Raw genomic sequence first — 25,279 nt, 5'->3', positions numbered from 1 at the left:
ATGTACCGGGTCATTATCGTAGAAGATGAATTTATCGTGAGATATGGCATCCGGTCAATGATTGAATGGGAAGCCATCGGGATGGAGGTCACCGGGGAGGCCGGGAACGGCCGGGAAGCGCTGGAGCTGATGGCCGCAGCCGGATTGCCCGACATCCTGATTACCGATATCAAGATGCCCGTAATGGACGGCATTGAACTGATTGCCGAGGTGCGCAAGCTGTCCCCGGACCTGAAGATTCTTATCCTGAGCAACCTGGAGGATTTCCAGTATGCCAAGGAAGCGATCAGGCACAGCGTGTCCGATTATATCATCAAGTCGGATATGATGCCGCGCGACTTCGAGCAGGTGCTGCTGAAGCTGAAGCAGAGTCTGGATGAGGCGCTGAAGCCTGCACTGGTTCATGCTGCACCTGTGCAGGCGGAGACTGTGGCTGTGCACAAGGAGAGTCTGCTGCTGGAGCTGCTGGAACGCGGGACTGCCCACGGGCTGGATGCCAGCCGTGAGGCGCTTGTGCAGGCGGGACTGGACGGGGTGCAGCCGCTCTACCTGCTGCATGTGGTGCCGGGCAGCAGTGCAGAGCCTGGGTATGCCCAGGGTGCGGCCGCCATCCGCAGCGTTCTGGCTGAGCTCTGGCAGGATGCCGGACTCGGGTACGAGCTGGTGCCTGACAGGCAGGGGATCGTTCAACTGATCGTGACCGCCGGGGCGTGTGAGCCTCTGGGCGGCCCGGCTGTGCTTGAGCGCTTGCGTAGCTTGGGGGAACGGCTCATTCAGCGCTTGCGCGAACAATACGGCTGGACAGTGACCATTGGCGTCAGCGGGCCTATCGGGCAGTGGGAAGCGCTCAAGGAAGCTTATGAAGAGGCCGCCGGAGCTGCCGGGATGAAGCTGTTCCTGGGCACCGGGCGTGTGCTGGTTCACGGGAGCGGGGAGCTGCTGGCGCAAGGGGGGCCGGGGGCACAGGTTCCTGGAGAGCAGTCTGACGCAGCGCAGCTTCCGCCGCAGGCTCAAGCACCGCAGGCTCAGTCGCTTCAGATCAGCAGCCTGCAGATTCAGTCGATGGTCTATGCGTTTCAGTCCAGAGAGCTGGAAACGTATCTGGAGCAGTTATTCGGGCAGCTTGCTATGCGCCGGGATGCGGAGCTGGTGCAGATCATTACGTTAGAGCTGCTGATGATCCTAACCACTCTGTGGCCGGATGTTTCGAAGGATGCCGAGCAGGTGCTGGAGCTGAAGAAGCAGTATTTCGACGAGCTGTCGAAGCTGGAGACGCTGGAAGAGAACCGTCTGTGGTTCCTGCAGGCTTTTCAGGCCCTTATTGCCCATATGAAAGAGATGTATACTAGCGACCGTAACAGCATTATTAAGGCGACCCAGTATATTCAGCAGTATTACCATCAGGAGATCACGCTCCAGTCGATCAGCCGTCTGGTCCATCTCAGTAAGAACTATTTCGCCAATCTGTTCCGCAAAGAGGTCGGGGAGAGCTTCCTCGAATATCTCACCCGCATCCGCATCGAGAAGGCCAAGACGCTGCTGACAGGAGAACTGAAGGCTGGCGATGTAGGCAGCCTGGTCGGTATCCAGGACCCGAAGTACTTCTCTAAGGTTTTCAAAAAAATTACCGGCCTGTCTCCCTCGGAATATCGCGCAATGGCCCGGAAGGAGCATTGACAAAATAGAACTCCTTAGTGATAATGATAATTGTTATCAAAACAAATACATAGAAACTGGGGAGACAAGAGATATGAGAAAAGGGTTACACGTACTATTGATTATGATGGCATTTATCCTGGTGCTGGCAGGCTGCGGTAAGTCGGCAGTTACACCAGAACCAAGTAAAGACGCTGCTTCCGGCGCTGCGCCTGCGGAAGAGTCTGCTGGTCCGATTACGGTACAGCATAAGCGTGGAGACTTTACACTGGACAAGCCCGCTGTACGTGTTGTCACGCTGGAATGGACATATACAGAGGATGTTGTTGCCTTGGGGGTTCAGCCGGTCGGCAATGCCGATAATGCAAATTATAAAGTGTATGTAACCAATGAAGCTGCTCTTGATGACAGCGTAACCGATATCGGAACACGCAGCGAACCGAATATGGAGGCGATTGCTGCACTCAAGCCGGATCTGATTATTGCGAATGCGGACAACAATAAGAATGTGTATGATCAGCTGAACGCGATTGCGCCAACGCTCGAATTTGATCCATACGATGGTGAAGGTTATACCTATGAGAAGATGACAACCATTTTTAATACCATTGCAGCCGCTCTGGGCAAAGAAGATAAAGCGAAGGAAGTGTTGAGCGGTCTGGATCAGCACTATGCCGATGCCAAAGAGAAGCTGGCTGCCGCCGGTAAAGAAAATTTCCACTATGCTCTGACACAGGCATTCACCTATCAAAATGCGGCTTCCTTGCGAATGTTCTCGGATAACTCGGTCGTGGCAGGTACCTTGAACAAGATCGGCATGGTCAATGACTGGCAGCCGGAGAAGCTTGAGAATTACGGTTTCTCTACTGTAGGGATCGAATCCTTATCCGCTGTACAGGACAGTAATTTCATCTATATTACACAACCGGATGATGACGTGTTTGGCACGGCGATGAAGAATAATTCGGTATGGAACGGTTTGAACTTTGTGAAGGAAAACCGTACGTACCAGCTGGGCAGTACAACATGGACCTTTGGCGGACCGGTCTCTTCCAAAGTGCTGGTTGACGGTGTAGTTGAGGCGATTACCAAATGAGCTCGCTTCAAGCAGCCAAGCCAGCCGTGAACTGGCGTATGTTAAGCATCTATGGGGGCGGCCTGACCGCCCTCATCGTGCTTTTTTTTGTAAGCTTATGTTATGGGGAGGCCGCCATTTCTTTGCATGACGTCTGGGGCGCACTTACGGACAGACAAGGGACGCTTGAACATAATATGGTCTGGGATTTGCGTATGCCGCGTACCGTTATTGGCATCCTGGCCGGTGGGGCACTTGCTGTTGCAGGAGCCTTGCTGCAGACGATTACACGAAATCCGCTGTCTGCTTCAGACACGCTTGGGATCAATGCCGGGGCTTATTTTGTTGTTGTGCTCGGTGCTATTCTTTTTCCGGGTGTACTCAGCCAGTCGCCATTTCTTTTTGCTGCCCTGGGTGGCCTGCTTGCTGCGTTTGCCGCTTATTTTATGGGGGGTGGACGGACATCCACTCCGGTACGGCTGGCGTTGTCCGGTATGATTGTGTCGATGATCCTTGGCTCATTTACGAGCGCATTACATATTTTTTACTCTATGGAGACACAGGGGTTATTCCTGTGGGGTTCAGGGACACTTGTTCAAAATGATTGGACGGGTGTAGAATACGCCTGGCCGTGGGTGATGGGAGTAACGCTGCTTGCGCTGCTTCTGTCCAAGCAATGGGATATGCTGGAGCTGGATGAAGCTACTGCTTCCTCTCTCGGCCAGAGAGTGGGACTTGCCCGGGCGGGCGGACTCATTATTGCGGTTATTCTGGCTGCTGTGATTGTCAGTGTCATTGGTCCCATCGGCTTTGTCGGTCTGGTTGCTCCGCATTTGGTCCGTCTGAGCGGTGTGCGCTCCAACCGGTTGTTGATCCCCGGTGTATTCATCTGGGGGGCAGCGCTGCTGGTTGGGGCGGATGTGCTTGCCAAAATGGTACACAACTCCAGCATGGAGCTGCCAACAGGTGCGGTTATGGCCATCATTGGTGCGCCTTGGCTCATTTGGCTGGTGCTTACCCGTATGAAAGCCGGGAATGGCGGGGGCATGACCACCTCTATGAGCACTGGCGGACGTGTGCGCCGCTTCGCTTTCATGCCGCTTGCTATTCTTTTCTCCGCGATTACGGTTCTGTTGCTGTTGCTTAGCACCATGTTTGGCGGAATGCGCATTCCGCTGGCTGAGCTGCTGCCGAGCCTGTTCCAGTCTGATGGCATGTTCTCTACACTGGTGCAGCTTCGCATCCCGCGTACGCTGGTGGCTGCCGGTGCGGGGGCTGCTCTCGCCGTCAGCGGTGTACTGATTCAGATGGCCGTGCGAAATCCGCTGGCGGATGCTTCTATTGTCGGAGTATCTTCAGGTGCAGGGCTGGGAGCCATGATGGTGTTCATCCTCTGGCCTGGTCTGCCTATGTATATGCTGCCTGCTGCAGCTATTGCGGGCGCAGCCATTGCGGCAGCCGTTGTATTTTCGCTTTCATGGAAAAAAGGCTTGAATCCCTCCGCTGTGGTCCTGCTGGGGATTGCCATGTCAGCTATAGCCGGTGCGGGCATTCAAATTCTGATTGTGCGCGGAGCCGTCTACGGCAGCAGCGGTTACATCTGGCTCACAGGCAGTACGTATGCCCGTACATGGGAACAGGTCAAGGTCATTGGCCTATTCCTGCTGATTCTGATTCCGGTCGCCTGGTGGCTTGCCCGCAGATTCGAGCTGCTGGTGTTTGATGACAACAGCGCTTCCGGGCTTGGCATGAATGTACGGCGCACTCGTCTGCTAGCGATGGCAACAGGTGTTTTACTTGCGGCTGGTGCCGTCGCTTGTGTAGGTACGGTCGGATTTATCGGTCTGATTGCACCGCATATGGTCCGGCTGTTAACAGGCCACAAGCTGAGACAGTCCATGTTCCTGTCGGCACTGGCCGGGGCCGTTCTGCTGGTGCTCGCCGATACGATCGGCAGAACAGTAATGGCTCCAACCGAAATACCGTCAGGGATTCTGATTGCTATCATCGGCACACCCTACTTCCTGTATCTGATGTATCGTTCGAATTGGCGCAAAGCGGTCAAATAAACAAGCACATAGGGGGTAAAGGAGGAGAGGATGATCAAAATAAAATCAATGCTGCCCGTTCAGCCGCGTGCAGAGTGGCCCGCCCTCCGGCCTGCTTTCCTGTCTGCTACTCTGCTGCTAGGACTATTCCTGATTACAGGCTGCGCGGACCTCTCTTCCAGTGACCCGGAGCCCCCGGAGCACAGAGCACCGGTCACGGTATCCTTCTGGAATCCGTTCGGCGGAGGAGAAGGCGAGTTCGTGGAGCGGATCATCCGGGATTACAACGCTTCGCAGCCAGAAGTATTCGTTAAGCAGCTCAGGCTGGAATCTAACGAATATTATGCACGGCTCCGCACCGCTCTGTCCTTCGGCAAGGGGCCGGATGTGGCGGTCATTCATGCCGACCGGCTGTCACCGTTCATCAAGGCCAAGCAGATCACTCCGCTGGATGATCTTGCAACACAAGCCGGCTTCCAGTTCAGCGGCATCAGGGAACAGAATCTTCGCGCTGTCAGCTACGAAGGGCAATATTATGCGCTGCCGCTGGATACCCATTTCCATATGCTCTATTACAACAAAACCATCCTGGCGAAAGCCGGCGTCTTGTCTCCTGACGGGCAGCCGCTGCTGGAAGGGAATACACCGGAGGGATTCATCCGCCTGCTGCGGCAGATCGCGGAGCGGGTGCCGGGCGTGCAGCCCATGGCGGTCAATACGCCTTACTTCCAGGAATCCTTCCTTGATCTGTATTATCAGGCGGGCGGGGAGCTGCTTAGCCGGGACGGGAAGCGGGCGGCAATTAATAATAAGCAGTCACTAGCGGTTTTGACCTTTTATCAGCGGCTGTTTGACGAGGGATTAAGTGATCTGGGCGATAATACGCCCTGGGATTCTTTTGACAAAGGGCAGGCGGGCTTGTGGTTCGGCGGGGTATGGGAAGCGGGACATCATCTGGACAATAAGGCACAGGATATCGGCATGCTGCCGCTTCCGCCTGTCTTCGGCAGCAACGGCCAGTGGGGAAGCTCCCACACGCTTGTGATCCCAGCCTACGTGAACGGAGCACAGCGCGAGGCTGCCATGGACTTCATGAAATACTTCTCAGAGGTGGGCGGAATGATCTGGGGCGAAGCAGGACATGTCCCGGCGAATCTTATGATTGAACAGAGCCGGACATACCGCGCACTGCCCTACCGGGAGCAGTTCATTCAGGCCAGAGACCAGGTGAAACCGGCTCCGCAGACGGATAAATATGCAGCTCTGTTCACAGCGATGTCAGAGGAATTGCAGCATATCGTGCGTAACCGGATACAGCCCGAAGCAGGGCTTCAGCAATTGGAGGAGCGTCTGAACGAGATTCTGACCAATTAGGGAATCAGCTCCGGGACCGGGCAGAAGCGGGGATTCGCGGCGCACATCGCTTTGGTGAACTCTGGCCGGGTCTGCCTCAGCACAGCGAAATAACTCCGGATCACATGATTCAGCTCAGGGCTGCCATTCTGGAAGGATAAGGACTTCAGGGTCTGGACATGGGTGTAATAGTATTTGATGTCCGACTTGGGGATTTTGAAGACGGTTGGCGGGACATAGGTGGTAACGTCAAACAGATTAGCATAACGGTAGCTGCTGCGGACATACCTGCGGAAGGCTCTGGCAAAAGCCGGGTCGCCGACACGCGGAGAGCCGTAAGTATACAGCCGCGGGGCGGTGAAGGCAGAATTCGCTGCGATATCCAGTGCACACAGGGTTGCGAGCGCCCCGCCCAGGCTGTGGCCCGTTACATACAGCGTCTTCTCCGGGGACAAAGTGCCAAGCACGGAGAGAATGTCATCCCTGGCTGAAGCATAGATGTCGGTGAACCCTCTGTGAGTCAGGCAGGGTTCTTTGATGTATTTGAATTTCTTTTGTGCGGCATTGATGTTGGAGAGCCAGTCATTCGTGGAGATGCTGCCGCGCCAGGCCACAACGATCTCCTGCGCAGATTCGAGAATGAAGCCGAACAGCTCCCACACATTCCCCATCGATTTTGCCTGGAAGCTGTGCACGGCTGAGAAGCCCTCCGGCACCACGAAGGCACCCTCTGCATTGTCGAATTGGACATAAGTCTGGCCGCAGACCGCTGCCAGAAAGATCGCCCACTCCGCCTCACCTGTCATGGTACTCATTGTCGCATCCCGCCTTTCTTTTCTATTTGTGTATGATCAGAAGGCGGGATTGGTGCCTAGCGGGCAGTGTTCCCCGGGCTCAAAAGATGTCAGCCATTAGCCAGAGCATCGAAATCCACCTGTGTCAGCTGCCGGGAGACCTCCCACAGTCTGGATGCGGCAGCCTGGTCCAAGGCTTGCAGAGCCATCTTGCCGGGCTTCGGCAAGCCCCTGGTCTCTGAAAGTCTGCCGGGACCGTAATAGACCCCGGCCTTGGCATCCGGTGATGTGGCGGCGAACAGTGCCGGAAGTGCGCCTTGGGCTGCCGGCTGGAACAAGATGTGCCCAAACAGTCTGCGGAGAATGCCGGGAACGCTGCTTCGTCCCGCCCCGTTCAGCAGCAGGTCCGTACGTGATATACCCGGGTGAACCGGCAGGCTCAGCAGGTTCCATCCAGCCAGGTCACTGCGGCGCTGCAGCTCCAGAGCGAACATAATCATCGCTATTTTGGATTGGGCGTAAGACTGCCCTGCATGATAACGGCGTTCAAATTGCAGGTCGTCAAAATGAATGGAGCCATTCCGGTGGGCAATGCTGCTCAGACTGACCACCCGCGGCTGCTTTGCTCTGCGCAGCAAGGGCATCAGGTACGCAGTAAGCGCGAAGTGTCCAAGGTAATTCGTACCGAATTGCAGCTCGAACCCGTCTGCGGTCACTTGGCGTACAGGCGGAGTCATGACCCCAGCATTGTTAATCAGAAGATCAAGACTGTGCCGCTGAGCTTGCATTCTTGTGCCGAATGCCTGTACGGAAGCCAGACTGGCAAGATCCAGCAGCTCGAAACGGATGTTGGCTGAAGGGACGCTGCCGGAGATCCTTTTAACCGCCTCTGCTCCCTTCGCAGCATTCCGGCCCGCCAGGATCACTTCTGCCCCGTGCCGTGCCAGTTCAAGCGCAGTCTCGTAGCCGAGTCCCCCTGTACCGGTAACAACGGCCGAACGCCCTTGCTGGGAAGGGATTTGTGCAGCCGTCCATGTAGGGAATTTGTCCATTTGATGTTCTCTCCTTTGGTTTACCGCCAGGTGCTTCAATACATAGTTGACCCGCCGTTTGTTATACTCCATGCTAATACTTAGAGATTTATCGAAGTCAAGCCGTCTTTAACAACCCAGGGTGAGGTGAAAGCTGATGTACAGTATCAATGAGGTAGCGGCGATTTGTGAGGTAACGGCGCATACGCTCCGCTTTTATGATAAGGAAGGTCTTATGCCCTTTGTCGGACGTAATGAGGCAGGGAACCGCATCTTCTCGGAGGGGGACCTGCTGCTGGTTAAAGTCATCTGCTGCCTGAAGAACAGCGGGATGCCTATTAAAGAGATCCGAACGTATATTGAACTGGTGATGCAGGGCGACAGCACCAGGGAAACGCGGCGCGGAATGATGGTTGCGCACCGGAAGGAAGTGCTGCGGCAGATGGATGAACTCAAGAAAAGCCTGAACATTATTGATCTCAAGGTGGCCATGTACGAGACCCATAATATGGACTTGCTGCGGGAGATTTAGGGCTGGATAGTTAGAGTTATCTCTAACTGATTGACAAAGGAATGTAACTCAGAATAAGACGCAACGAAGGTGTGTGTTGGAATCAAAGGAGCAATCGAAATGGCCGAGGAACGTTTCCTACTTGGGGAGATAAGCATCAACGCTAAGTATTTTTTAAAAGACAAGCCAGTCCTCCTGTTGCTTCATTTCAGCGGCGGGAACCTGCATATGTGGGATGGAGTTCTCCCGCAGCTGGAGCAGAACTACAGCATTATTGCACCCGATATCCGGGGGCATGGCCGGTCGGACAAGCCGGAGACTGGCTATCATATTGATGAGATGGCAGAGGATATATACCAGCTGCTGGAGTCTATGCAGGTAGACAAATGCCATATTATTGGCAGCTCCATGGGCGCACAGGTAGCCGTCAGTCTGGCAGCAGCCCATCCGGAGCTTGTGTTATCGCTGGTCTGTGAAGGCGCACTGCATAATGAGTTTGGCGAATATGGTATATTTGACGGTACGGCGAAAGAGGTGGAGCAGAGGAAAGCACAGCTTAAGGCAGAACTGGAGGAATGGACGGAACCGTTCTATGACAGCATTGAATCGTATGTAGCCGAGCAGAGGGATGAGCTGACTGCGGAGGGCCTGTGGAATGAATATTTCTGTGCGTTCTATACGCATAGCCTGGAGCATCATCCAGACGGTAAGTATACCTACTGCTATCCAAACCGTATCAGAAGCGAATACATCGAGAAGTATTGGGAGCTGTCCTTTGAACACTATTATCAGACAATACAATGCCCGGTCCTATTCCTGCCCAGTGAAGCCGAATGGAACAATGAACGGGTCCGCAGCAGTCTGAATGCCTTCGCAGAGCTGCTGAACAGCTATGAAATTGCGCTGATTCCGGATTCGCTCCATGCGTATGTCTGGATGCAGCTTCCGCTTCAGGCGGGGCAGGCTGTGCGGAATTTCCTCGATAAGCACTAGACATAAAATAAGCCCGGTTCAGGATATCCCCGAACCGGGCTTATTGCCGTTACTCACTCAAATGCCGATCCTCCACCACGCGGTCCGGGAGCTGGGAGACATAGCTGTCTGACATGCGCAGCAGCTCCAGTGCCCGGTTGAACTCATCCTCCGTAGATTGAAGGAGGTCGGTTCCGTCACCGGATAGTGTATAATGCTGGCCGTCCTCGAATCCGCTGCCGGACAGGAACAGCTCCTCGTTATTGACGAATGAGCCGGTCGGCAGATAGTAGCGCTGCGGCAGCAGGTTGTACGCGGTCTGATTGAGCAGATCCTGGCCGAAATGGATATGATAGTCCAGCGGGACACCGAGCAGATTGGCCACGGTCGGCAGAATGTCCACCTGGCCGCCTAACTGCTCCTTCAGGGCCGGTGTCGTTACACCAGTGGCTGAGATCATCAGCGGAATATTGATCAGGTCGCGTTCATTGTATTCATGCTCCAGAATCTCCTGCAGCAGAACCTTATCCGCCTCCTTCAGCGAGAAGATCGGCAGTCCCCGGTGGTCGCCGTAGAGCACGATGACACTGTTGTCCCACACACCGTTGCTCTTAAGCTCTTCTATGAACTGCCCCAGCGCATAATCCGCATAGTTCTCAGCCCGGATATAGTCGCCGACCAGCGTTCCCTCGTAACGCTCCGGCAGGGTCATCTTGTATTTGTCCTCCGGGATGGAGAACGGATTATGCGAAGACATTGAGATGACATGGGCATAGAACGGCTGGCTGCTCTGATCCATCCGGGTCAGCTCAGCAGCGGTTTTGCGGTACAGCACTTCATCCGAGGCCCCATAGAAGACGGTATCCTCTTCACCGAAATAAGTCTTGTCATAATAGCGGTTGAAGCCGAGTGCCTTATACAGCTCCCCGCGGTTCCAGAACTCCACATTGTTCGTATGGAAGGTGGCCGTATCATACCCTTGAGCCTCCAGCAGCTTCGGCAGACTCGGCAGCTCCTTCGGAGCATAGATCTGCGTGGCTGCGCCATCCGGCGGAACATAATACGAGGTATTGACAATGAATTCGGCATCTGAGGTATTCCCCTGGCCCACCTGCTGCACGAAGCGGGGGAAGTAGTAGCTTGCAGAGGCCAGCTTGTTGAGATTCGGCGTGATTTCGGTTCCGTCCACCGACAGATTGATCAGGAAGTTCTGGAGTGATTCCATCTGCAGGATGATCAGATTCTTGCCCTTGGCGGCTCCGAACATCACCGGCTTGGCGGCAGGCTGAATGCCCTTGGTCTTGTCGATGCCGGGCTGGGAGATTTCCGCACGGTCCATCGGCTCCTCCTCCGGCTTGCCCAGCAGGGCATAGGCTTCATAATTGAGAATCCCCATCTGCTCGGCTTTGACATTCTCATTCATGCTGGCCTTGTTCGGGAAAATATTCAGCATACACATCACCAGCGAAACACAGAACAGCACAGCGACAGCCTTACGGTTGCTGCGGCGGGACATGGAGTGCTTCCAGGCCAGCGCTTTTTTGCGCCGGAGCATAATGATGCTGATGATAATGATGTCCACAAAAATCAGCATATATTGCGGATGGATCACCGCGAAGATACTCTTTTTGACCGCGCCTACCTGTTTGACCTGCCCGAAGACCTGAGAGGTGGCGATCATACCAAAATGATTATGATAGACAATAAGAGAGAAGAAGAGCACGGTAATCAGCAGATTGACGAGCAGGTAGATGGCGACCTTGTGCTTCGTGGCGAACCATTCGATCAGACAGAACAGCAGCAGCACGAAGGGGATCTCCTTCAGCCAGGTGGTCCAGGTCGGACCGTCCTCGAACAGGTAATACCAGGCGAAATAGCTCTTCAGCAGCATGATCAGCGAGAAGAATAATATCGATCGTTTGCTAAGCGGGCGTGATTCCTTGTAAGGCATTGCTTATGCGCATCCTTTTCTATATAATCCATTAATTCTATTACATGGCCGAGTTCAAAATCAACCAGATTTAAGGGCGTTCCGGTGAAAAATAAAGGTGTAAAATTGAAGCTTTTGCGTTATCCTCAATAGAGCAATCCAGATACAAGAATCCATGATATTACGCGCAGGAGGATATTGAAATGAGCAAGTACGATCATTTGCAGGTGCAGCCGCTGGCTGAGGTGCAGTATCTGAAGATTCATGGCCGAACGACGGGGAAGCTTACCCCTCTGACTCTCTTCTGGACAGGCAGTGCCATCGAAGTGAATATCCGCGCAGCGGAGCTGTGGCTGGAAGTGGAGTCAGGTTACGATCATCACGAATCCTGGATCAGTATATTAATTAACTCCGTTCCGGTCAGCAGACAGATGCTGAACGCCGGACGGCACTGGATCTGTGTATTCCGGGGGATGAATCCCGAACGTGTGAAGAATATCCGCATCGTCAAAGAAGTTCAGGCGATGAACGGCGATCCCGGTGCGTATCTCCAGTTCCATGCCGTACGGACCGACGGCGTGTTCCTTCCGGTGGAAGCGAAGCCATACCGCCTGGAGTTCATCGGCGACAGTATCACCTCCGGCGAGGGCGTCATCGGAGCCAGAGAAGAAGAGGACTGGATTCCCGCCTGGTTCAGCGGAGTTCATAATTATACCGCGTTGACGGCTGCGGCAGTGGATGCGGAATACCGTGTAGTTTCCCAGAGCGGCTGGGGCGTGCTCTCCAGCTGGGATAATAATCCCAAGGGCAATATTCCCGACATCTACGAGCAGGTCTGCGGCCTGCTGACCGGGCATGGTAATGAAAGGCTTGGTGCGCATGAGCCGAATGATTTTGCCGCCTGGCAGCCAGATGTGGTCGTAGTCAACTTAGGCACCAATGACGACGGCGCGTTCCATTCCCCGGAATGGAAGGATGAGGCTACCGGCCGGATCTACAAGCAGCGGCTGAATGAGGATGGAAGCTATGATGAAGCGGATCTGGCTGCTTTTGAGGCGGCTGTAACCCGGTTCCTGGCAAAGCTGAGAGCCTGTAACCCGGATGCCCATATCGTCTGGGTGTATGGAATGCTGGGCCTCTCGCTGATGCCGGCGATTTATCGTGCTGTGGATGCCCATACCCGGGCCACAAGCGATAAGAATGTCTCCGTCTTCCAGCTGCCGAATGTGACAGAGGAGACGGTGGGCGCACGCACCCATCCGGGCCTGCTGGCGCACCGGCAGACCGCACAGGAATTGAGCGGTTATCTCAAGGGGCTGCTGTAGGGAGGCAAGCACAGTGAATTCTTTTGTCTTATTGATGATAGCCATTGTAAGTGAGGTGTTCGGCAGCTCAATGCTGAAGGCTTCCAACGGGTTCAAGAAGCTGCTTCCTTCGCTTGCGGTTATCGCCGGCATGGGGCTGGCGTTCTTCTGCCTGTCGCTGGCGCTGAAAGAGATCCCCCTCGGGACAGCTTATGCCATCTGGTCAGGGGTGGGAACGGCATTAACCGCCATGGTTGGCGTGCTGGTCTACAAGGAACACTTGAACGTCAAAAAAATAGCAGGATTAATCCTCGTCATCGGCGGTGTGGTTCTTCTGAAGCTGTCTACGGGGGTGTAACTGGTGAGAGGTTATCTGGCGCTAAGTGTCGCCATTATTTCGGAAATCTTCGGTACGACCATGCTGAAGCTCTCCGACGGATTCACTAATGTGCTGCCGTCCATCGGTGTGGTGATTGGGATGGGCCTTGCTTTTTACAGCTTGTCGGTCAGTCTCCGAACGATTCCGCTAAGCTTGGCTTATGCGATCTGGTCTGGCGTGGGAACGGCGCTGACGGCGCTGATCGGCATCCTGATCTGGAATGATCCGTTCAATCTGCTTACCGGCATCAGTCTGCTGATCATCATCGGGGGGCTGGTGCTGCTGAATTCCCCAGACCCGGCACAGCAGCATAATGGGAGCCAAGGTCAAATAGCGGATTAGGAAGGCCGCCTCTTCAAGAGCTTCGTCTCTGGCGGATATACAGCCCCTTGCGGTCCAATTGCAGCTCCTTTGAAATGAGTAACAGAATGAGTTCCTCCATAGCGGATAAAGTGGCTAATGTGCATACGACTATTGTCCATACCTTCAGATCGACATAAGGAAGCAGCAATGGTGTCAGGAATAAAAGGAGTCCGGCCAGCTTGTTGCCATAGGTATGAATGCTGCCGTAGGTTCTGAATTTGCACAGCGCAGTCACCATGGAGGCAATACGGAGCAGGGCAATCACCAGCACCCATAGGCCGAGGGCAAGGGTTAGCCCAAGGAACGGATATAGGGTATATAGGGCTGTGGCTGCCAGCGTCATGTCGGCTGCGGAATCAAGCTTGGCACCGAGGCTGCTTGCTGTTCCTGTCCTGCGGGCAAGAGGACCGTCCAGCATATCGGTGATGCCGCACAGGATGTATACGAGAGTGAAGGCCGGGCCCAGCGGCTCGAAGATGAGCAGCAGCAAGGCCAGCCCGATCCGGCTAAGTGTGATGCAGTTCGGTACAAGCTTCATTTCGGCCTCCTTGTTCTCCAAACTGGACCGATGGATTTTAACGATTACTTATACCTTATTATCCCCCAACAGCTGCGGAATGTCAGTTAGCACCCGTTAATTTGGTGCACCAACTGTCGGCCCCGGCCCCGGTATCCCTGTTACTCTGGTTATGAGGAAAGGAGGAAGGATATGAATCCCATCGAAAATATGAACGCAGCGCTCGCTTATATTGAAGAGCATCTGGAGGATGAGGTGGATGTCAATGAGGCTGCCCGGCGCGCGTTATGCTCAGAGTATCACTTCACGCGGATGTTCTCCTTCCTGGCGGGAATCCCCCTGTCAGAATATATCCGCCGCAGACGTCTAACCCTGGCCGCCTTCAAGCTCCAGAGCAGCAGCCGGCGGATCATTGATATCGCTCTGGAGTATGGCTACAGCTCACCGGATGCCTTCACCAAGGCTTTCCAGCAGCTTCACGGGGTAACGCCTTCCGAAGCCAGAAGCACGGGGACGCCGCTGAAATCCTTTCCTCGGATGACATTCCAGTTAACCATCAGAGGAGGCAGTGAAATGAATTACCGTATGGAAGAGAAAGAAGCATTCCGCATTGTTGGTCTGAAGAAAAGAGTACCGGTCCAGTTCAACGGAGTGAACCCGGAAATCGCTGCGATGTGGCAAAGCCTGAATATGGAGATGATTACGGAGCTGAAGCAGCTCTCAAATATCTCTCCGGCCGGCATGATCAGCGCATCGGTGAATTTCTCCGCAGGGCGGATGGAGGAGCAGGGGGAGCTGGACCATTACATTGGAGTGGCGACCACGCAGGAAAGTCCGTTGTCCTATGCTGTGCTTGAGGTCCCGGCGTTGACCTGGGCTGTTTTTGAAGCGGTGGGCCCCTTCCCGGACACGCTCCAGAACATCTGGGGCCGTATCTATTCGGAGTGGTTCCCGTCTTCAAGCTACGAGTTGGTGGAGGGCCCGGAAATCCTGTGGAATGAGAGCAAAGACATTACTTCACCTGCTTACCGGAGTGAAATCTGGATTCCGGTGCGGGAATAAACTGCATACGCCTGCGAGCGTACATCTCCAGTCCGATCCCAAGGGATCGGATTTCTGTTTGAATAAGGGGTGGGAGCGACAACCGGACGGATCAGCAGCAGGTTTATATTCAGTTTAAACAAGTCGGTTACCATCCTGATATTCAAACCATAATTCTAGGAGGAATGCAGTGTGAAACACACACGAACTGCGCAGCCGGGTGTAAGCTATGCCATTGAAGCACAAGGTCTGGTCAAAATCTTCGGCAGCCAACGCGCCGTCGATGGAGTCGATCTGAAGGTAGGTACAGGAATGATCTACGGTGTCCTGGGCCCGAACGGGGCGGGGAAGACGACCGTCATCCGGATGCTGGCTACACTGCTGCGGCCGGATGCAGGCTCAGCGGAGATCTTCGGACATGATGTGGTTAAGGAGCCGCACATCGTACGCCAGCTTATCGGGGTCACCGGCCAATATGCCTCAGTGGATGAGTCGCTTAGTGCGACAGAGAATCTGGTGATCTTCTCCCGGCTGAACGGCTTGGGACGGGCGGAGGCAAGAAGCAAGGCTGCTGAGCTGCTGGAGGAATTCGGCTTGTCGGATGCGGCCAAGCGGCCGCTGAAGAATTTCTCAGGCGGGATGCGCCGGCGGCTCGATCTGGCGGCCAGTCTGATCGCGCAGCCGCCGCTGATTTTTCTGGATGAGCCGACTACTGGGCTTGACCCGCGCACGCGTAACCAGATGTGGGAGACGATCCGCCGGCTGGTGAAGACCGGATCAACCGTCCTGTTGACGACACAATATCTTGAAGAGGCAGACCAGCTGGCCGACCGGATTGCCGTAATTGATACCGGCAAGGTGGTTGCGGAGGGGACGGTAGATGAGCTGAAGGGGTCTGTCGGCCATTCCACACTCCATCTGAAGGTGGCGAACCCGCAGGACATGGCGGAGGCCCGCCGGATAATCGAGCAGGTGCTCCAGGTACAGTCTAACCTGTCAGCTGAAGCGGCCAAGATCATCGCGCCGATGGGCGATGTAGACCGGGTAACCGACCTGTTGCTCGCGCTTCGCGGTGTCGGGATTCCGCTGCTGGAGATGAGTGTGCAGAAGCCCACACTCGATGAAGTCTTCCTGACCTTGACGGGTCACGGCGTGAAGACCGAGGAGGATACGGAGCTGATGACAGATCAGGCGAAGAAGAAGGAAGGGGTGCTGGCATGAGTACAATATTGAAGTCCGGCGCAGAACGTCATTTGAATAATCGGGCCAGCTTCAGCCAGGCGGTACGCAATTCATTAACGATGGCCTACAGAGGCTTGCTCCGCATCCGGCGGACCCCGGAGCAATTGTTCGACGTGACCTTCCAGCCGATCCTGTTCACACTAATGTTCACTTATATCTTCGGCGGAGCGATTGCCGGGGATGTGGCCAGCTATCTCCCGGTGATTATCCCCGGAATTCTGGTACAGACGGTCATTACCACTTCCATCGTCACCGGCGTTCAATTGCGGGAGGATATGGAGAAGGGGGTGTTCGACCGCTTCAAGTCGCTGCCGATTGCAAAGGATCGCGCCGCTGGCAGGCGCACTGCTTGCCGACACCATCCGTTATACCATCGCAACGGTGCTGACCTTCGTGATGGGTTACCTCATGGGGCTGCGGCCTGAAGGCGGCCTGGGGGGTGTTGCTCTTGCGGCACTGCTGGTCATTGCCTGCTCCTGGGCGATCAGCTGGATCTTCGCTTTCTTCGGCGTTATCGCCCGCACGGCATCCAGTGTCCAGGGCATCTCAATGATCGTATTATTCCCGCTCACCTTCCTCTCGAATGCCTTCGTGCCGGTCGATACGATGCCGAAGTGGCTGCAATGGTTCGTGAACGCCAATCCGGTCTCCCATCTCGTCTCCGCTGTGCGCGAGCTGGTCAATCAGGGGACGGCAGGCAGCGATCTGATCTACTCGCTCATCGGAGCCGCTGTGATCGTGGCGGTCTTCGCACCCATCACCGTGCGCGCTTATATGCGCCGGACGTAATTCGTTACATTGAGACGCTGACGGATGCGGGATGCATCTGTTGGCGTCTTTTTGTATTGTTGAGTGAATAATGAATTATGTTAGTTGCCAGAATGTATGCGGTAAACCGAACACAATGAGTAGCCACGAAGCCCATGGGCCGAATGTATTCGGAACGGAATACAGTCGAGTAAAAGGTATTGATGCTCCCCCTAACTGACAAGTGGGCGAAGAAAAGTGTTTTGTTAATCTTTTTCACTTTTTTTAATTATTGCAACCTCGTTATTAACAATTTTCACTTGATATGCAATAATTTTGTCAGCTTCAAACTTTTCACTTACTTCTTTACTGACAGAGTAGTTCTTTTTCGGATTGAGTGTAATTTTAAAATTATGATTTCCATTCTCCATTTTGAACTTCGCAATTTCTCCTACACTAATATTACTGTCGATAAATGAATTAATATGAGTTTCATCTTTTTCTTCAACTGTCACAACTACACTTTTCAAGAATAAAGGGCTGTTATTAGTGATTATTAAGTTATACTCTTCATCTATTTTGGCAGTATTCGGAGACTCAGAGTTTCCATCGCATCCTGATAAGAAGGCTAAAGAAACTAAAAGTGCAGCCAACCTTTTATTCAAAGACATGTGCATCTTCTCCAATTTTTATTTTATTGTGATTCCTCGAAATTAAAAAAACAGATTGGTTCAGGAGGCGCTAAACTTTGTTCTTTTTGATCAAAGAATAGTTTGATTTCTGGCTGAAAAACAATTTTTCCTTGTTTCTTAATAATGTATGTACAACGCAATTCATAAACTGCAATGTTTTTTAATTTATTTTCATCCACCTTACCTTTAAATTCCTCTTTTATTTGATCTTCTGTATTTTCATCACGATAAATATTAACATTAATGATCTCAATGAACTTTTTTGCTTCGTCAGGATAGATAATTTCTGAACGTATATCGCGAGTCATAATATGATTAGAATCTAAAATTTTATACCCGTAAGAATATTCCTTTCCTATTTCTATCTTATTCTTAGGGGCAAATGGTGATTCCATCACGGATAGACCGTTTTGCTTGCCTGAATAAAATTGAATGTATATTGGGCTTATATTCCTCTTATCATCCTTTTTATCTTTATTCTCAATATTAACTTTATTGAATGTAGGCTCTTTTAAGTCTGATAGCTTATTAGAAGTTAGTCTTACAGAAAATCCATCTTCTAATAAAATTGGATCATAAATTTGCCAGTCAACATTTTCTGCACTAAATTTGATTGCTTCATTTTTGTCATTTAATAAGGTTACTGAAGTATTTTGACTGCTTAATTCGTTAAATATGTTTTTTTTGAGATCATATGTATTCCCAACCAGTTGAATCGAAGGAACCTTGTCCTTAGAGTGATCTAAATCTATAGAGTACACACCAATAGCTTGGTTAAAATCTATCTTCTTAATTAGACTGTTGGAATTTTTTTTCTCACATCCTGATATGACTGTTATAAAGAATATGAGTATAACAATTGTATGTTTATTCATAATAATTCGGCAACCCCTCTAATAATAATACAAATGAGAGTGAACACTATGTATTCACTCTCATATTATCAAATCTCTTAATTCCATTTATCTTAACAAAATATCAAAATAAATTGATTATAGTGACATTGTTTGTAAAGCGTAATACTCATCGTACGCTTGAGTGAAAGCAGTACCTGGGTATTTCACACCCAGCTTAGTAATAGTATAAGAATATTGATCTTGCGAATATCTTAATACGATTCTGCCTTTTGTGCCTGGAGTGGAATTGGGATAACTGATGGTTTGTGTTGTTGTGAACGCTACACTTACCCCAATCGTCGCTGCAATGTTAGCCTTTAAAAATTTTATATCCACACCTCCGCCGCCTGTAACAGAAGCATTAACGGTTGTTGTAATTCCCTGTGCGGCTGAGACAGCGAGAGGATAGGCGACAAAACTTGAGACAGGTGTGAAGAAATTCCATCTGCTTGGCTGGCTAATATTTGAGATGGTGTATGTAGCTTGAGGATAAATCTTATCTAAATTTAATTCATTTGTAGTAGTATTATCGTGCTCGGACGTAAGAATACTCTTGGTTGCATAATTTCCAATGTATGTTTCTACGGCGCCCTCTTCGTTAATTGTAATAGTGTCACTATATTCTGATGAAGCCAAGGCCGTTGAACTTACTCCAAAACATAAAGAGCATGTCATGAATACCGATAGGAATTTTTTGCTAAGTAGAGCATTTTTTCTTTTTACTGAATTATTCATTAATAGGTACATCCTTTCTTTCTTTTTGTGAAGTGCTTTTGTCGTTCTCACTAACATTAAATTACATTCAATAAAACCACCTTCTTTCAATGAAATGGAAATATAAACAAAAAATAGTAAATATAAACATGTTACATAATTAAAAATACCATTATTATACTTTGTATGTCAATCTATGAAACAATAATCAATAATAAAGTAATTAAGTTTATCGATACCATTTAAATGATTGCAAGTCAGATCATTAAGATCATTACGATAAGCTCAAATACTATTAGGTAATACTGAGTCTTTTCGTAGCTTTCATTACAATCAATTCAAGGGAACTTATTTGTTACTGTTTGCGAGCTATAGGGAAGGTTCTGTAGCTGAAGGAAGGTAATTCGTCATTATTATGAAGTTAGTACATGTTAAGATAATATTGTATTTATCGGAACCATGGTGAATGCGGAGGTGTACAAATTGTATCTGGTAAATGGGAACCTAGTCATCCGGGATGCAACTAATGACGATGCTCAACAGCTATGCAAATGGTGGAACGATGGCAGGGTTATGGCACATGCCGGATTTCCAAATGGGTTAGGAATCACGGAACAAGAGGTGCTAACAAGACTACAGACCGGGAAGGATTCTGAGCGGAAAGGACGCCTGATTCTGGAAATCGATGCTGCTCCTGCAGGAGAAATGAGTTACAGTGCAGTTTCGGAGCATGTGGTGGAGATTGGTATCAAAATCTGTGAGTTCAGTCAACAAAATAAAGGCGCAGGCACACAGTTTCTGGAGATGCTGATCCGTTATTTATTTGAAGTAGAGGGATATAGCAAGATCATACTTGATACCAATATTAAGAATACTAGGGCACAGTATGTTTACGAGAAGCTAGGTTTTCGGAAAACAGCAGTGCGAAAGAATGCCTGGACAGATCAACTTGGCGAGTTGCAGACTTTTATTGACTATGAGTTGTCTGTAACGGAATGGGCTCTACGTTAGTGATTTTCAGCTTTTTTCACAATCCTTCTGGAGTTGTGGCGCGTTAGCCTTTATAATATGACGAGAATATAGAATAAAGGAAAAGGTGTACACTTCATGAGTATATTAAATGTAGAAAAGCTAAGTCACGGCTTCGGCGACCGCGCCATCTTCACAGATGTCTCCTTCCGTCTGCTGAAGGGTGAGCATATTGGCCTGATCGGTGCGAACGGTGAAGGGAAATCCACCTTCATGAATATTATTACAGGCAAGCTGCAGCCCGACGAAGGCAAGGTGGAATGGGCGAAGCGGATGCGCGCCGGATATCTGGACCAGCATGCGGTGCTTCAGCAGGGGCAATCCATCCGGGATGTGCTGCGCGGAGCCTTCCAATATCTGTTCGATATGGAACAAGAGATGAACGATATGTACGGCAAGATGGGGGATGTGACCCCTGAGGAGCTGGAGCAGCTGCTGGAGGATGTCGGCACGATTCAGGACATGCTCACCAGCCAGGACTTCTATATGATCGACGCCAAAATCGACGAAACTGCACGCGGACTCGGCCTGACCGATATCGGTCTGGACAAGGATGTCAACGACCTCAGCGGCGGACAGCGGACCAAGGTGCTGCTGGCCAAGCTGCTGCTGGAGAAGCCCGACATTCTGCTGCTTGATGAGCCTACGAACTATCTGGATGAGCAGCACATCAACTGGCTGAAGCGTTATCTGCAGGAATACGAGAATGCCTTCATCCTGATCTCGCATGACATCCCGTTCCTGAACAGCGTCATCAACCTGATCTACCATATGGAGAACCAGTCGCTGTCGCGTTATGTGGGCGACTACGAATATTTCCAGCAGGTCTATGAAGCGAAGAAGGCTCAGCTCGAATCCGCGTTCAAACGCCAGCAGCAGGAGATTGCCGACCTGAAGGACTTCGTGGCCCGCAACAAGGCGAGCGTGGCAACCCGCAATATGGCGATGTCCCGCCAGAAGAAACTCGATAAGATGGAAGTTATTGAGATTGCCAAGGAGAAGCCGAAGCCGCAGTTTAACTTCAAGCAGGGCCGGACCTCCGGCAAAATGGTGTTCGAGACCAAGGATCTGGTCATCGGCTATGACTCCCCACTGTCCAGACCCCTGGACCTGAGCATGGAGCGCGGACAGAAGATCGCCCTCGTCGGTGCGAACGGTATCGGTAAAACCACGCTGCTGCGCAGTATTCTCGGCCAGATTCAGCCAATTTCAGGCACAGCCAGACTCGGGGATCTGCTGGAGATCGGGTATTTCGAGCAGGAGATGAAGGATGCCAACTATAACACCTGCATTGAAGAGATCTGGAACGAATTCCCATCCTTCACCCAATTCGAGATCCGTGCGGCCCTCGCCAAATGCGGCCTGACGACCAAGCACATCGAGAGCAAGATTGCCGTGTTAAGCGGCGGCGAGAAGGCCAAGGTACGTCTGTGCAAGCTGATTAACCGCGAGAGCAATCTGCTTGTACTCGATGAGCCGACCAACCATCTGGACGTAGATGCCAAGGAAGAGCTCCAGCGCGCGCTCAAAGCGTATAAAGGCAGCATTCTGCTGATCTCGCATGAACCTGAATTCTACCGTGATATCGTGACCGATACCTGGAACTGCGAATCATGGACAACCAAAGTATTCTAGAGAACCGGCATAAGCCGGATTAGAGCTTGGCCCGTAAGAGGGGAACTTAGACCAAAGTGACTCTTGCGGGTCATTTAGTTTAGAGTGGGAGCAGGAAGGGACGCTATGAATGTAATTCAAGAGGAATCAGCTGTAAAGCCATCCAAAGGCAATATCATTAATGTGATTATTGACGGGATCTCCGGTATTTTTCTGCCAATCGTCAATATTCTGAGTGCAGCAGGCATTATGAAGGGGCTTCTGGCTGGCGCAGTAGCACTGGAGCTTCTGAGCAAGACGGGAGGCACGTATACAGTACTGAATGCGATGGCGGACAGCCTGTTCCATTACCTTCCGCTGCTGCTGGCCTTCACGGCAGCCCGCAAATTCGGGGCTAATCCGTTTACAGCAGTTGTGATCGGCGGGGTTATGCTGTATCCGAGTCTGACCACACTGTTTGCGAACAACGAAATCATTGAGTTTATGGGCATGAGCATCAAGCCGGTGAATTATCCGGCAAGCGCTATTCCCATCATTCTTGCGGTAGGGTTCCTGGTCTTTGTCGAACGGGCCTGCGTCAAAATTCTGCCGGAGGTCATCCGCGGCTTCTTCACCCCGCTGATCTCCGTGGTCGTGGTATCTTCGGTGACGCTGCTGGTGTTCGGGCCGATGGGGGCGCTGGCCGGGGATGTGCTGGCAGATGGATACCGCGCAGTGTATGACCTCAGTTCAGTCGGAGCCGGGATGGTGCTTGGAGCAATCATTCAGCCGATGGTAATCTTCGGTCTGCACTGGAGTCTGGTGCCGCTGGCGATCAACAATATCAGCACAGGGGGTTCTGACACGATTCTGGCCCTGATGGGTCCTGCCGCCTTCGCCCAGGCCGGAGCCGCACTCGCCGTATTCATCAAGTCCAGAGACAAGCAGTTCCGTACCCTGTCCCTGTCGGCATCCATCTCAGCCTTATTTGGTGTCACCGAGCCCGCAATGTTCGGAGTGAACCTGCCCTTGCGTAAGCCGATGGTCATTGTCTGCATCGCAGGCTCTATTGGCGGGGGGATGGTTGGGGCGTTTGGCTCCTCTGCGATCTCGTTTGCTTTTCCGGGGCTGGCTACACTGCCTGCTTATCTCGGGGACGGGTTCGGCGGATTCCTGATCGCGTGTGCCAGCGGGTTCCTGATTGCGCTTGTTGCTACGCTGTTGGTGAAGCTGGGACCGGAGCCGGTGGTAGGGCAAACTGCCAAGTTATAGGATAGGAGGGTATTTCGCATGAGAGCCATTAGAAGAACCAAGACGGTAGAAGGGACTTCCATTCCCGGCATTATCCATAACGGAGGTTCTTATTTCTACATTAATGTAGATGTCTATGAGGACGGCATGGTGAACTGCTGGGAGCTGACCGACCTGAAGGGCCTATATGGCAAAATACAATCGGGCTGGCTGACGCCATCCGTTCCGGCAGGAGAAGAGCTGTCCATTCACGGTCTGGGCGCGTATACCGTTGAGTCGGTAAAGTGGACTTATGAAGAAGCAAGCTACTATAAGCATGTGAAGGACACGGTCTCGCGCCTGAATCCTGAGCTTACGAATATTTATGAGATTTCGCTCCGCGAGCAGCAGCGGAATGAGGCGCGCCGGATCGCCCTTTCACCAACAGCTACGGAATTCTATGTCAACAGCGAGCTGTTCTACCAGACGACGGAGGGCAAAAGTGTCCATTTGTTCATGAAGAATAGCGGTGCTGTCTACCTGGTTGATGTTGTGGTGTACAAGGACGGAAGGGTTGCGGTCTATAACCTGCCTGCTGAAGCAGAATATACGCTGGAGGAGCTGGACGGGCTTTTTGCGGAGGGGACATTCTTTACGACCCTGGATACTTCCACTTCAGTACATATTCTGCAACTGGGCGAGGTGACGCTTGGCGCTTCGCTATATTCGGCCGATGCACAGGAGAAGCTCAAAGAGCTCCATAACCTCTATAAGAAGCTGAACGGTGAACAGACGGCCCATGAAGCGTGCCGGGCAGCCTATTACGCCTATCTGGAGAATCCGAGTGAATACTACCGGGAGCAGCTTAGAATCAAATATGAGCTTGTGCCGGAGCACGAACGCATGTATCTGGGCGATATGGATTCGAAGGATTGGGATTACCAGCGAATTCTGTATCATCCTGAAGAGACACGGGAAGTGTGAACGCGGCTGTTATGCTCTGCGCTATAAGTTTCAAGGATTCAATGCTATACTACTAGAGGTTGTTAGTTGAACAGTAAGAGGTGGCAGGATGGAGACAATTAGCTTTCATTACGGACGGCATATTCCCAAGGTGGCAAGGGCCTTGTATTTCCACTCATGGAAGTCGATCCTTACGATTGCGGTTCAGGTGGTATTTATAGCCGTGTGTATGGTTCTGTACATAAGGAATGATTCATTAATCCTGCTCGGCATCGCGATTACGCTTGTCCTTACCACGCTGATGTCGCTGGTTATGCGGACCTTGCTGCTGCCGAGAATTCTGGGGTCGGACACCAGGTATAACAAGGAGTATGAATACCGGTTCGATGCAGAGGGGATTCGATTTGATAGTGAACAGGTTCAGCCGGTAGGCTGGGGCAGCTTCACCCGGGTATGGGAGAACAAAAACTACTACTTACTGTTCCAGGGCCAGCAGAATTACTGGTTCATTGCCAAGCAATCGTTTCAGGATGCCGCCCAGGAGGACAGGTTCAGAGCATTCGTATCGGATCACCAGAAGATTGGCAGCGGTGTGATCTGGTAGCACAAACAAAGGACATGCCAGGGGGCATGTCCTTTTGAATATCTGCTTATGATCAGCCGAGTTACGCCCGCCAGAAGGTAGTGCAGTCCGCTTTGTCAGTAATATTGTATCCGATCAGCTGCCTCAGCAGGCCGTAGTCCACCGGGCTCGTCCACTTCATGCGGATTAGCAGCTTGGTGTGGTCCACACCGGATTGCTTCAGCACCTCTGCGAAATGATCCATGCCCGCTTTTTCCGGGGCCACGGCCATATGCCCTTTGGCAACACTGAAGCCGATGATATACGTTCCATGATCGGTGAACATCGGCTGGTTCCAGGCAATCTTCGGCTCAAGCTGCGGGAACTCCTGCATCACCCAGGCTAATACCTCTTCGACTGTTGTACGGTGAACCGGATTATCAATCTTCGCTAAATACTCTGCAAACACATCCATCGTTATCCCTCCAATCTGTAGCCGCGTTTATGCACCTTATCATATCTTCTACCCTGCGGATAGTCAAAATTTGAGATATGTAAATTGTTGAGATAGATGAGATAGTACAACCCTTAGAGGACTGAATTTCTGCCTTCCCTTCCTCATTCCATCATTTCCCTG

At 51.8% G+C, this 25,279-nt stretch carries 24 protein-coding genes and 1 pseudogene; 17 read left to right on the top strand and 8 right to left on the bottom strand.

What is annotated here, in order from left to right; all coding sequences use genetic code 11:
- From K1558_RS17175 to K1558_RS17160, 4 genes are all read left to right on the top strand, one after another.
- Entirely contained in the window at positions 1-1,677 is a 1,677-nt protein-coding gene (locus K1558_RS17175; protein ID WP_238652871.1) for a response regulator, read from the top strand.
- Positions 1,678-1,750: 73 nt separating this feature from the next.
- Positions 1,751-2,752, top strand: a complete 1,002-nt coding sequence (locus K1558_RS17170) for an ABC transporter substrate-binding protein (RefSeq protein ID WP_238652870.1) — start codon at positions 1,751-1,753, stop codon at positions 2,750-2,752.
- Complete coding sequence (locus K1558_RS17165) at positions 2,749-4,800, top strand: iron ABC transporter permease (protein ID WP_238652869.1); 2,052 nt, start codon at positions 2,749-2,751, stop codon at positions 4,798-4,800. Before K1558_RS17170 ends, K1558_RS17165 begins: the two co-directional genes overlap by 4 nt.
- Positions 4,801-4,830: 30 nt before the next feature.
- A complete protein-coding gene (locus K1558_RS17160) occupies positions 4,831-6,153 on the top strand; it encodes an ABC transporter substrate-binding protein (RefSeq protein ID WP_238652868.1) in 1,323 nt (440 codons plus the stop codon).
- Here the strand turns inward: K1558_RS17160 and K1558_RS17155 are convergent.
- Positions 6,150-6,947, bottom strand: coding sequence for an alpha/beta fold hydrolase (locus K1558_RS17155; protein WP_238652867.1), 798 nt, complete (start codon positions 6,945-6,947; stop codon positions 6,150-6,152). The genes K1558_RS17160 and K1558_RS17155 overlap by 4 nt on opposite strands.
- 89 nt (positions 6,948-7,036) lie before the next feature.
- On the bottom strand, positions 7,037-7,978 hold the full coding sequence (locus K1558_RS17150) for an SDR family oxidoreductase (RefSeq protein ID WP_238652866.1): 942 nt from the start codon (positions 7,976-7,978) through the stop codon (positions 7,037-7,039).
- A 136-nt stretch (positions 7,979-8,114) separates the two neighbouring features.
- Between K1558_RS17150 and K1558_RS17145 the strand changes: the two genes are divergently transcribed.
- Both K1558_RS17145 and K1558_RS17140 read left to right on the top strand, forming a co-directional pair.
- Entirely contained in the window at positions 8,115-8,489 is a 375-nt protein-coding gene (locus K1558_RS17145) for a MerR family transcriptional regulator (RefSeq protein ID WP_238652865.1), read from the top strand.
- 99 nt (positions 8,490-8,588) lie between these two features.
- A complete protein-coding gene (locus tag K1558_RS17140) occupies positions 8,589-9,461 on the top strand; it encodes an alpha/beta fold hydrolase (protein WP_238652864.1) in 873 nt (290 codons plus the stop codon).
- Positions 9,462-9,510: 49 nt separating this feature from the next.
- Here K1558_RS17140 and K1558_RS17135 read toward each other — a convergent pair whose 3' ends face one another.
- Positions 9,511-11,391 (bottom strand): LTA synthase family protein, encoded by a 1,881-nt coding sequence (locus tag K1558_RS17135; protein ID WP_238652863.1) that lies wholly within the window; start codon positions 11,389-11,391, stop codon positions 9,511-9,513.
- A 182-nt stretch (positions 11,392-11,573) separates the two neighbouring features.
- Here K1558_RS17135 and K1558_RS17130 point away from each other — a divergent pair, with 182 nt between their 5' ends.
- Genes K1558_RS17130 through K1558_RS17120 form a run of 3 tightly spaced genes read left to right on the top strand, consistent with a single transcriptional unit; the run spans position 11,574 to position 13,395 of the window.
- On the top strand, positions 11,574-12,695 hold the full coding sequence (locus K1558_RS17130) for an SGNH/GDSL hydrolase family protein (protein WP_238652862.1): 1,122 nt from the start codon (positions 11,574-11,576) through the stop codon (positions 12,693-12,695).
- A 13-nt stretch (positions 12,696-12,708) separates the two neighbouring features.
- A complete protein-coding gene (locus tag K1558_RS17125; RefSeq protein ID WP_338019709.1) occupies positions 12,709-13,032 on the top strand; it encodes a DMT family transporter in 324 nt (107 codons plus the stop codon).
- A 3-nt stretch (positions 13,033-13,035) separates the two neighbouring features.
- Positions 13,036-13,395 carry a DMT family transporter gene (locus K1558_RS17120; RefSeq protein ID WP_338019708.1) on the top strand — a complete coding sequence of 120 codons (360 nt, stop codon included), beginning with the start codon at positions 13,036-13,038 and terminating at the stop codon, positions 13,393-13,395.
- Positions 13,396-13,408: 13 nt separating this feature from the next.
- Here the strand turns inward: K1558_RS17120 and K1558_RS17115 are convergent, their stop codons facing one another.
- Positions 13,409-13,954 carry a CDP-alcohol phosphatidyltransferase family protein gene (locus K1558_RS17115; protein WP_238652861.1) on the bottom strand — a complete coding sequence of 182 codons (546 nt, stop codon included), beginning with the start codon at positions 13,952-13,954 and terminating at the stop codon, positions 13,409-13,411.
- A gap of 171 nt (positions 13,955-14,125) precedes the next feature.
- On the opposite strand from K1558_RS17115, the gene K1558_RS17110 reads away from it, so the two are divergent.
- The 3 genes and pseudogenes from K1558_RS17110 (at position 14,126) to K1558_RS17100 (ending at position 17,005) form a co-directional block, all read left to right on the top strand.
- Positions 14,126-14,995: an AraC family transcriptional regulator gene (locus K1558_RS17110; protein WP_238652860.1), complete on the top strand. Its 870-nt coding sequence runs from the start codon at positions 14,126-14,128 to the stop codon at positions 14,993-14,995.
- Positions 14,996-15,166: 171 nt separating this feature from the next.
- Positions 15,167-16,195, top strand: coding sequence for an ATP-binding cassette domain-containing protein (locus tag K1558_RS17105; RefSeq protein WP_238652859.1), 1,029 nt, complete (start codon positions 15,167-15,169; stop codon positions 16,193-16,195).
- A pseudogene (locus K1558_RS17100) lies at positions 16,192-17,005 on the top strand (ABC transporter permease). Before K1558_RS17105 ends, K1558_RS17100 begins: the two are co-directional and overlap by 4 nt.
- A gap of 224 nt (positions 17,006-17,229) precedes the next feature.
- On the opposite strand, the gene K1558_RS17095 reads toward K1558_RS17100, so the two are convergent.
- From K1558_RS17095 to K1558_RS17085, 3 genes are all read right to left on the bottom strand, one after another.
- Positions 17,230-17,634, bottom strand: a complete 405-nt coding sequence (locus tag K1558_RS17095; RefSeq protein WP_238652858.1) for a hypothetical protein — start codon at positions 17,632-17,634, stop codon at positions 17,230-17,232.
- Positions 17,635-17,657: 23 nt separating this feature from the next.
- Complete coding sequence (locus K1558_RS17090) at positions 17,658-18,530, bottom strand: hypothetical protein (RefSeq protein ID WP_238652857.1); 873 nt, start codon at positions 18,528-18,530, stop codon at positions 17,658-17,660.
- 117 nt (positions 18,531-18,647) lie between these two features.
- Positions 18,648-19,286 (bottom strand): hypothetical protein, encoded by a 639-nt coding sequence (locus K1558_RS17085; RefSeq protein ID WP_238652856.1) that lies wholly within the window; start codon positions 19,284-19,286, stop codon positions 18,648-18,650.
- Positions 19,287-19,748: 462 nt separating this feature from the next.
- Here K1558_RS17085 and K1558_RS17080 point away from each other — a divergent pair, with 462 nt between their 5' ends.
- The 5 genes from K1558_RS17080 to K1558_RS17060 all read left to right on the top strand — a co-directional run bounded on the left by K1558_RS17080 (position 19,749) and on the right by K1558_RS17060 (position 24,684).
- Positions 19,749-20,276 (top strand): GNAT family N-acetyltransferase, encoded by a 528-nt coding sequence (locus K1558_RS17080; RefSeq protein ID WP_238652855.1) that lies wholly within the window; start codon positions 19,749-19,751, stop codon positions 20,274-20,276.
- A 96-nt stretch (positions 20,277-20,372) separates the two neighbouring features.
- Positions 20,373-21,929, top strand: coding sequence for an ABC-F family ATP-binding cassette domain-containing protein (locus tag K1558_RS17075; protein ID WP_238652854.1), 1,557 nt, complete (start codon positions 20,373-20,375; stop codon positions 21,927-21,929).
- A gap of 105 nt (positions 21,930-22,034) precedes the next feature.
- Complete coding sequence (locus K1558_RS17070) at positions 22,035-23,159, top strand: PTS transporter subunit EIIC (RefSeq protein ID WP_238652853.1); 1,125 nt, start codon at positions 22,035-22,037, stop codon at positions 23,157-23,159.
- Positions 23,160-23,177: 18 nt separating this feature from the next.
- Positions 23,178-24,101, top strand: coding sequence for a DUF7638 domain-containing protein (locus tag K1558_RS17065; protein ID WP_238652852.1), 924 nt, complete (start codon positions 23,178-23,180; stop codon positions 24,099-24,101).
- Positions 24,102-24,189: 88 nt separating this feature from the next.
- Positions 24,190-24,684: a YcxB family protein gene (locus tag K1558_RS17060; protein ID WP_238652851.1), complete on the top strand. Its 495-nt coding sequence runs from the start codon at positions 24,190-24,192 to the stop codon at positions 24,682-24,684.
- A 61-nt stretch (positions 24,685-24,745) separates the two neighbouring features.
- Here K1558_RS17060 and K1558_RS17055 read toward each other — a convergent pair whose 3' ends face one another.
- Positions 24,746-25,117 carry an iron chaperone gene (locus K1558_RS17055; RefSeq protein ID WP_238652850.1) on the bottom strand — a complete coding sequence of 124 codons (372 nt, stop codon included), beginning with the start codon at positions 25,115-25,117 and terminating at the stop codon, positions 24,746-24,748.
- Positions 25,118-25,279 lie beyond the last annotated feature (162 nt).

It is taken from the genome of Paenibacillus piscarius (genome assembly GCF_022234545.1).
Classification (GTDB): Bacteria; Bacillota; Bacilli; order Paenibacillales; family Paenibacillaceae; genus Paenibacillus_AQ; species Paenibacillus_AQ piscarius.
Note: the sequence above shows the minus strand (reverse complement) of the source record. Positions and strands in the feature narration are given on the sequence as shown.

Bases quoted from the DNA above. Each gene is read 5' to 3' on its own strand.
- K1558_RS17175 (WP_238652871.1), top strand. From the start codon at position 1: ATGTACCGGGTCATTATCGTAGAAGATGAATTTATCGTGAGATATGGC.
- K1558_RS17170 (WP_238652870.1), top strand. From the start codon at position 1,751: ATGAGAAAAGGGTTACACGTACTATTGATTATGATGGCATTTATCCTG.
- K1558_RS17165 (WP_238652869.1), top strand. From the start codon at position 2,749: ATGAGCTCGCTTCAAGCAGCCAAGCCAGCCGTGAACTGGCGTATGTTA.
- K1558_RS17160 (WP_238652868.1), top strand. From the start codon at position 4,831: ATGATCAAAATAAAATCAATGCTGCCCGTTCAGCCGCGTGCAGAGTGG.
- K1558_RS17155 (WP_238652867.1), bottom strand. From the start codon at position 6,947: ATGAGTACCATGACAGGTGAGGCGGAGTGGGCGATCTTTCTGGCAGCG.
- K1558_RS17150 (WP_238652866.1), bottom strand. From the start codon at position 7,978: ATGGACAAATTCCCTACATGGACGGCTGCACAAATCCCTTCCCAGCAA.
- K1558_RS17145 (WP_238652865.1), top strand. From the start codon at position 8,115: ATGTACAGTATCAATGAGGTAGCGGCGATTTGTGAGGTAACGGCGCAT.
- K1558_RS17140 (WP_238652864.1), top strand. From the start codon at position 8,589: ATGGCCGAGGAACGTTTCCTACTTGGGGAGATAAGCATCAACGCTAAG.
- K1558_RS17135 (WP_238652863.1), bottom strand. From the start codon at position 11,391: ATGCCTTACAAGGAATCACGCCCGCTTAGCAAACGATCGATATTATTC.
- K1558_RS17130 (WP_238652862.1), top strand. From the start codon at position 11,574: ATGAGCAAGTACGATCATTTGCAGGTGCAGCCGCTGGCTGAGGTGCAG.
- K1558_RS17115 (WP_238652861.1), bottom strand. From the start codon at position 13,954: ATGAAGCTTGTACCGAACTGCATCACACTTAGCCGGATCGGGCTGGCC.
- K1558_RS17110 (WP_238652860.1), top strand. From the start codon at position 14,126: ATGAATCCCATCGAAAATATGAACGCAGCGCTCGCTTATATTGAAGAG.
- K1558_RS17095 (WP_238652858.1), bottom strand. From the start codon at position 17,634: ATGTCTTTGAATAAAAGGTTGGCTGCACTTTTAGTTTCTTTAGCCTTC.
- K1558_RS17090 (WP_238652857.1), bottom strand. From the start codon at position 18,530: ATGAATAAACATACAATTGTTATACTCATATTCTTTATAACAGTCATA.
- K1558_RS17085 (WP_238652856.1), bottom strand. From the start codon at position 19,286: ATGAATAATTCAGTAAAAAGAAAAAATGCTCTACTTAGCAAAAAATTC.
- K1558_RS17075 (WP_238652854.1), top strand. From the start codon at position 20,373: ATGAGTATATTAAATGTAGAAAAGCTAAGTCACGGCTTCGGCGACCGC.
- K1558_RS17070 (WP_238652853.1), top strand. From the start codon at position 22,035: ATGAATGTAATTCAAGAGGAATCAGCTGTAAAGCCATCCAAAGGCAAT.
- K1558_RS17065 (WP_238652852.1), top strand. From the start codon at position 23,178: ATGAGAGCCATTAGAAGAACCAAGACGGTAGAAGGGACTTCCATTCCC.
- K1558_RS17060 (WP_238652851.1), top strand. From the start codon at position 24,190: ATGGAGACAATTAGCTTTCATTACGGACGGCATATTCCCAAGGTGGCA.
- K1558_RS17055 (WP_238652850.1), bottom strand. From the start codon at position 25,117: ATGGATGTGTTTGCAGAGTATTTAGCGAAGATTGATAATCCGGTTCAC.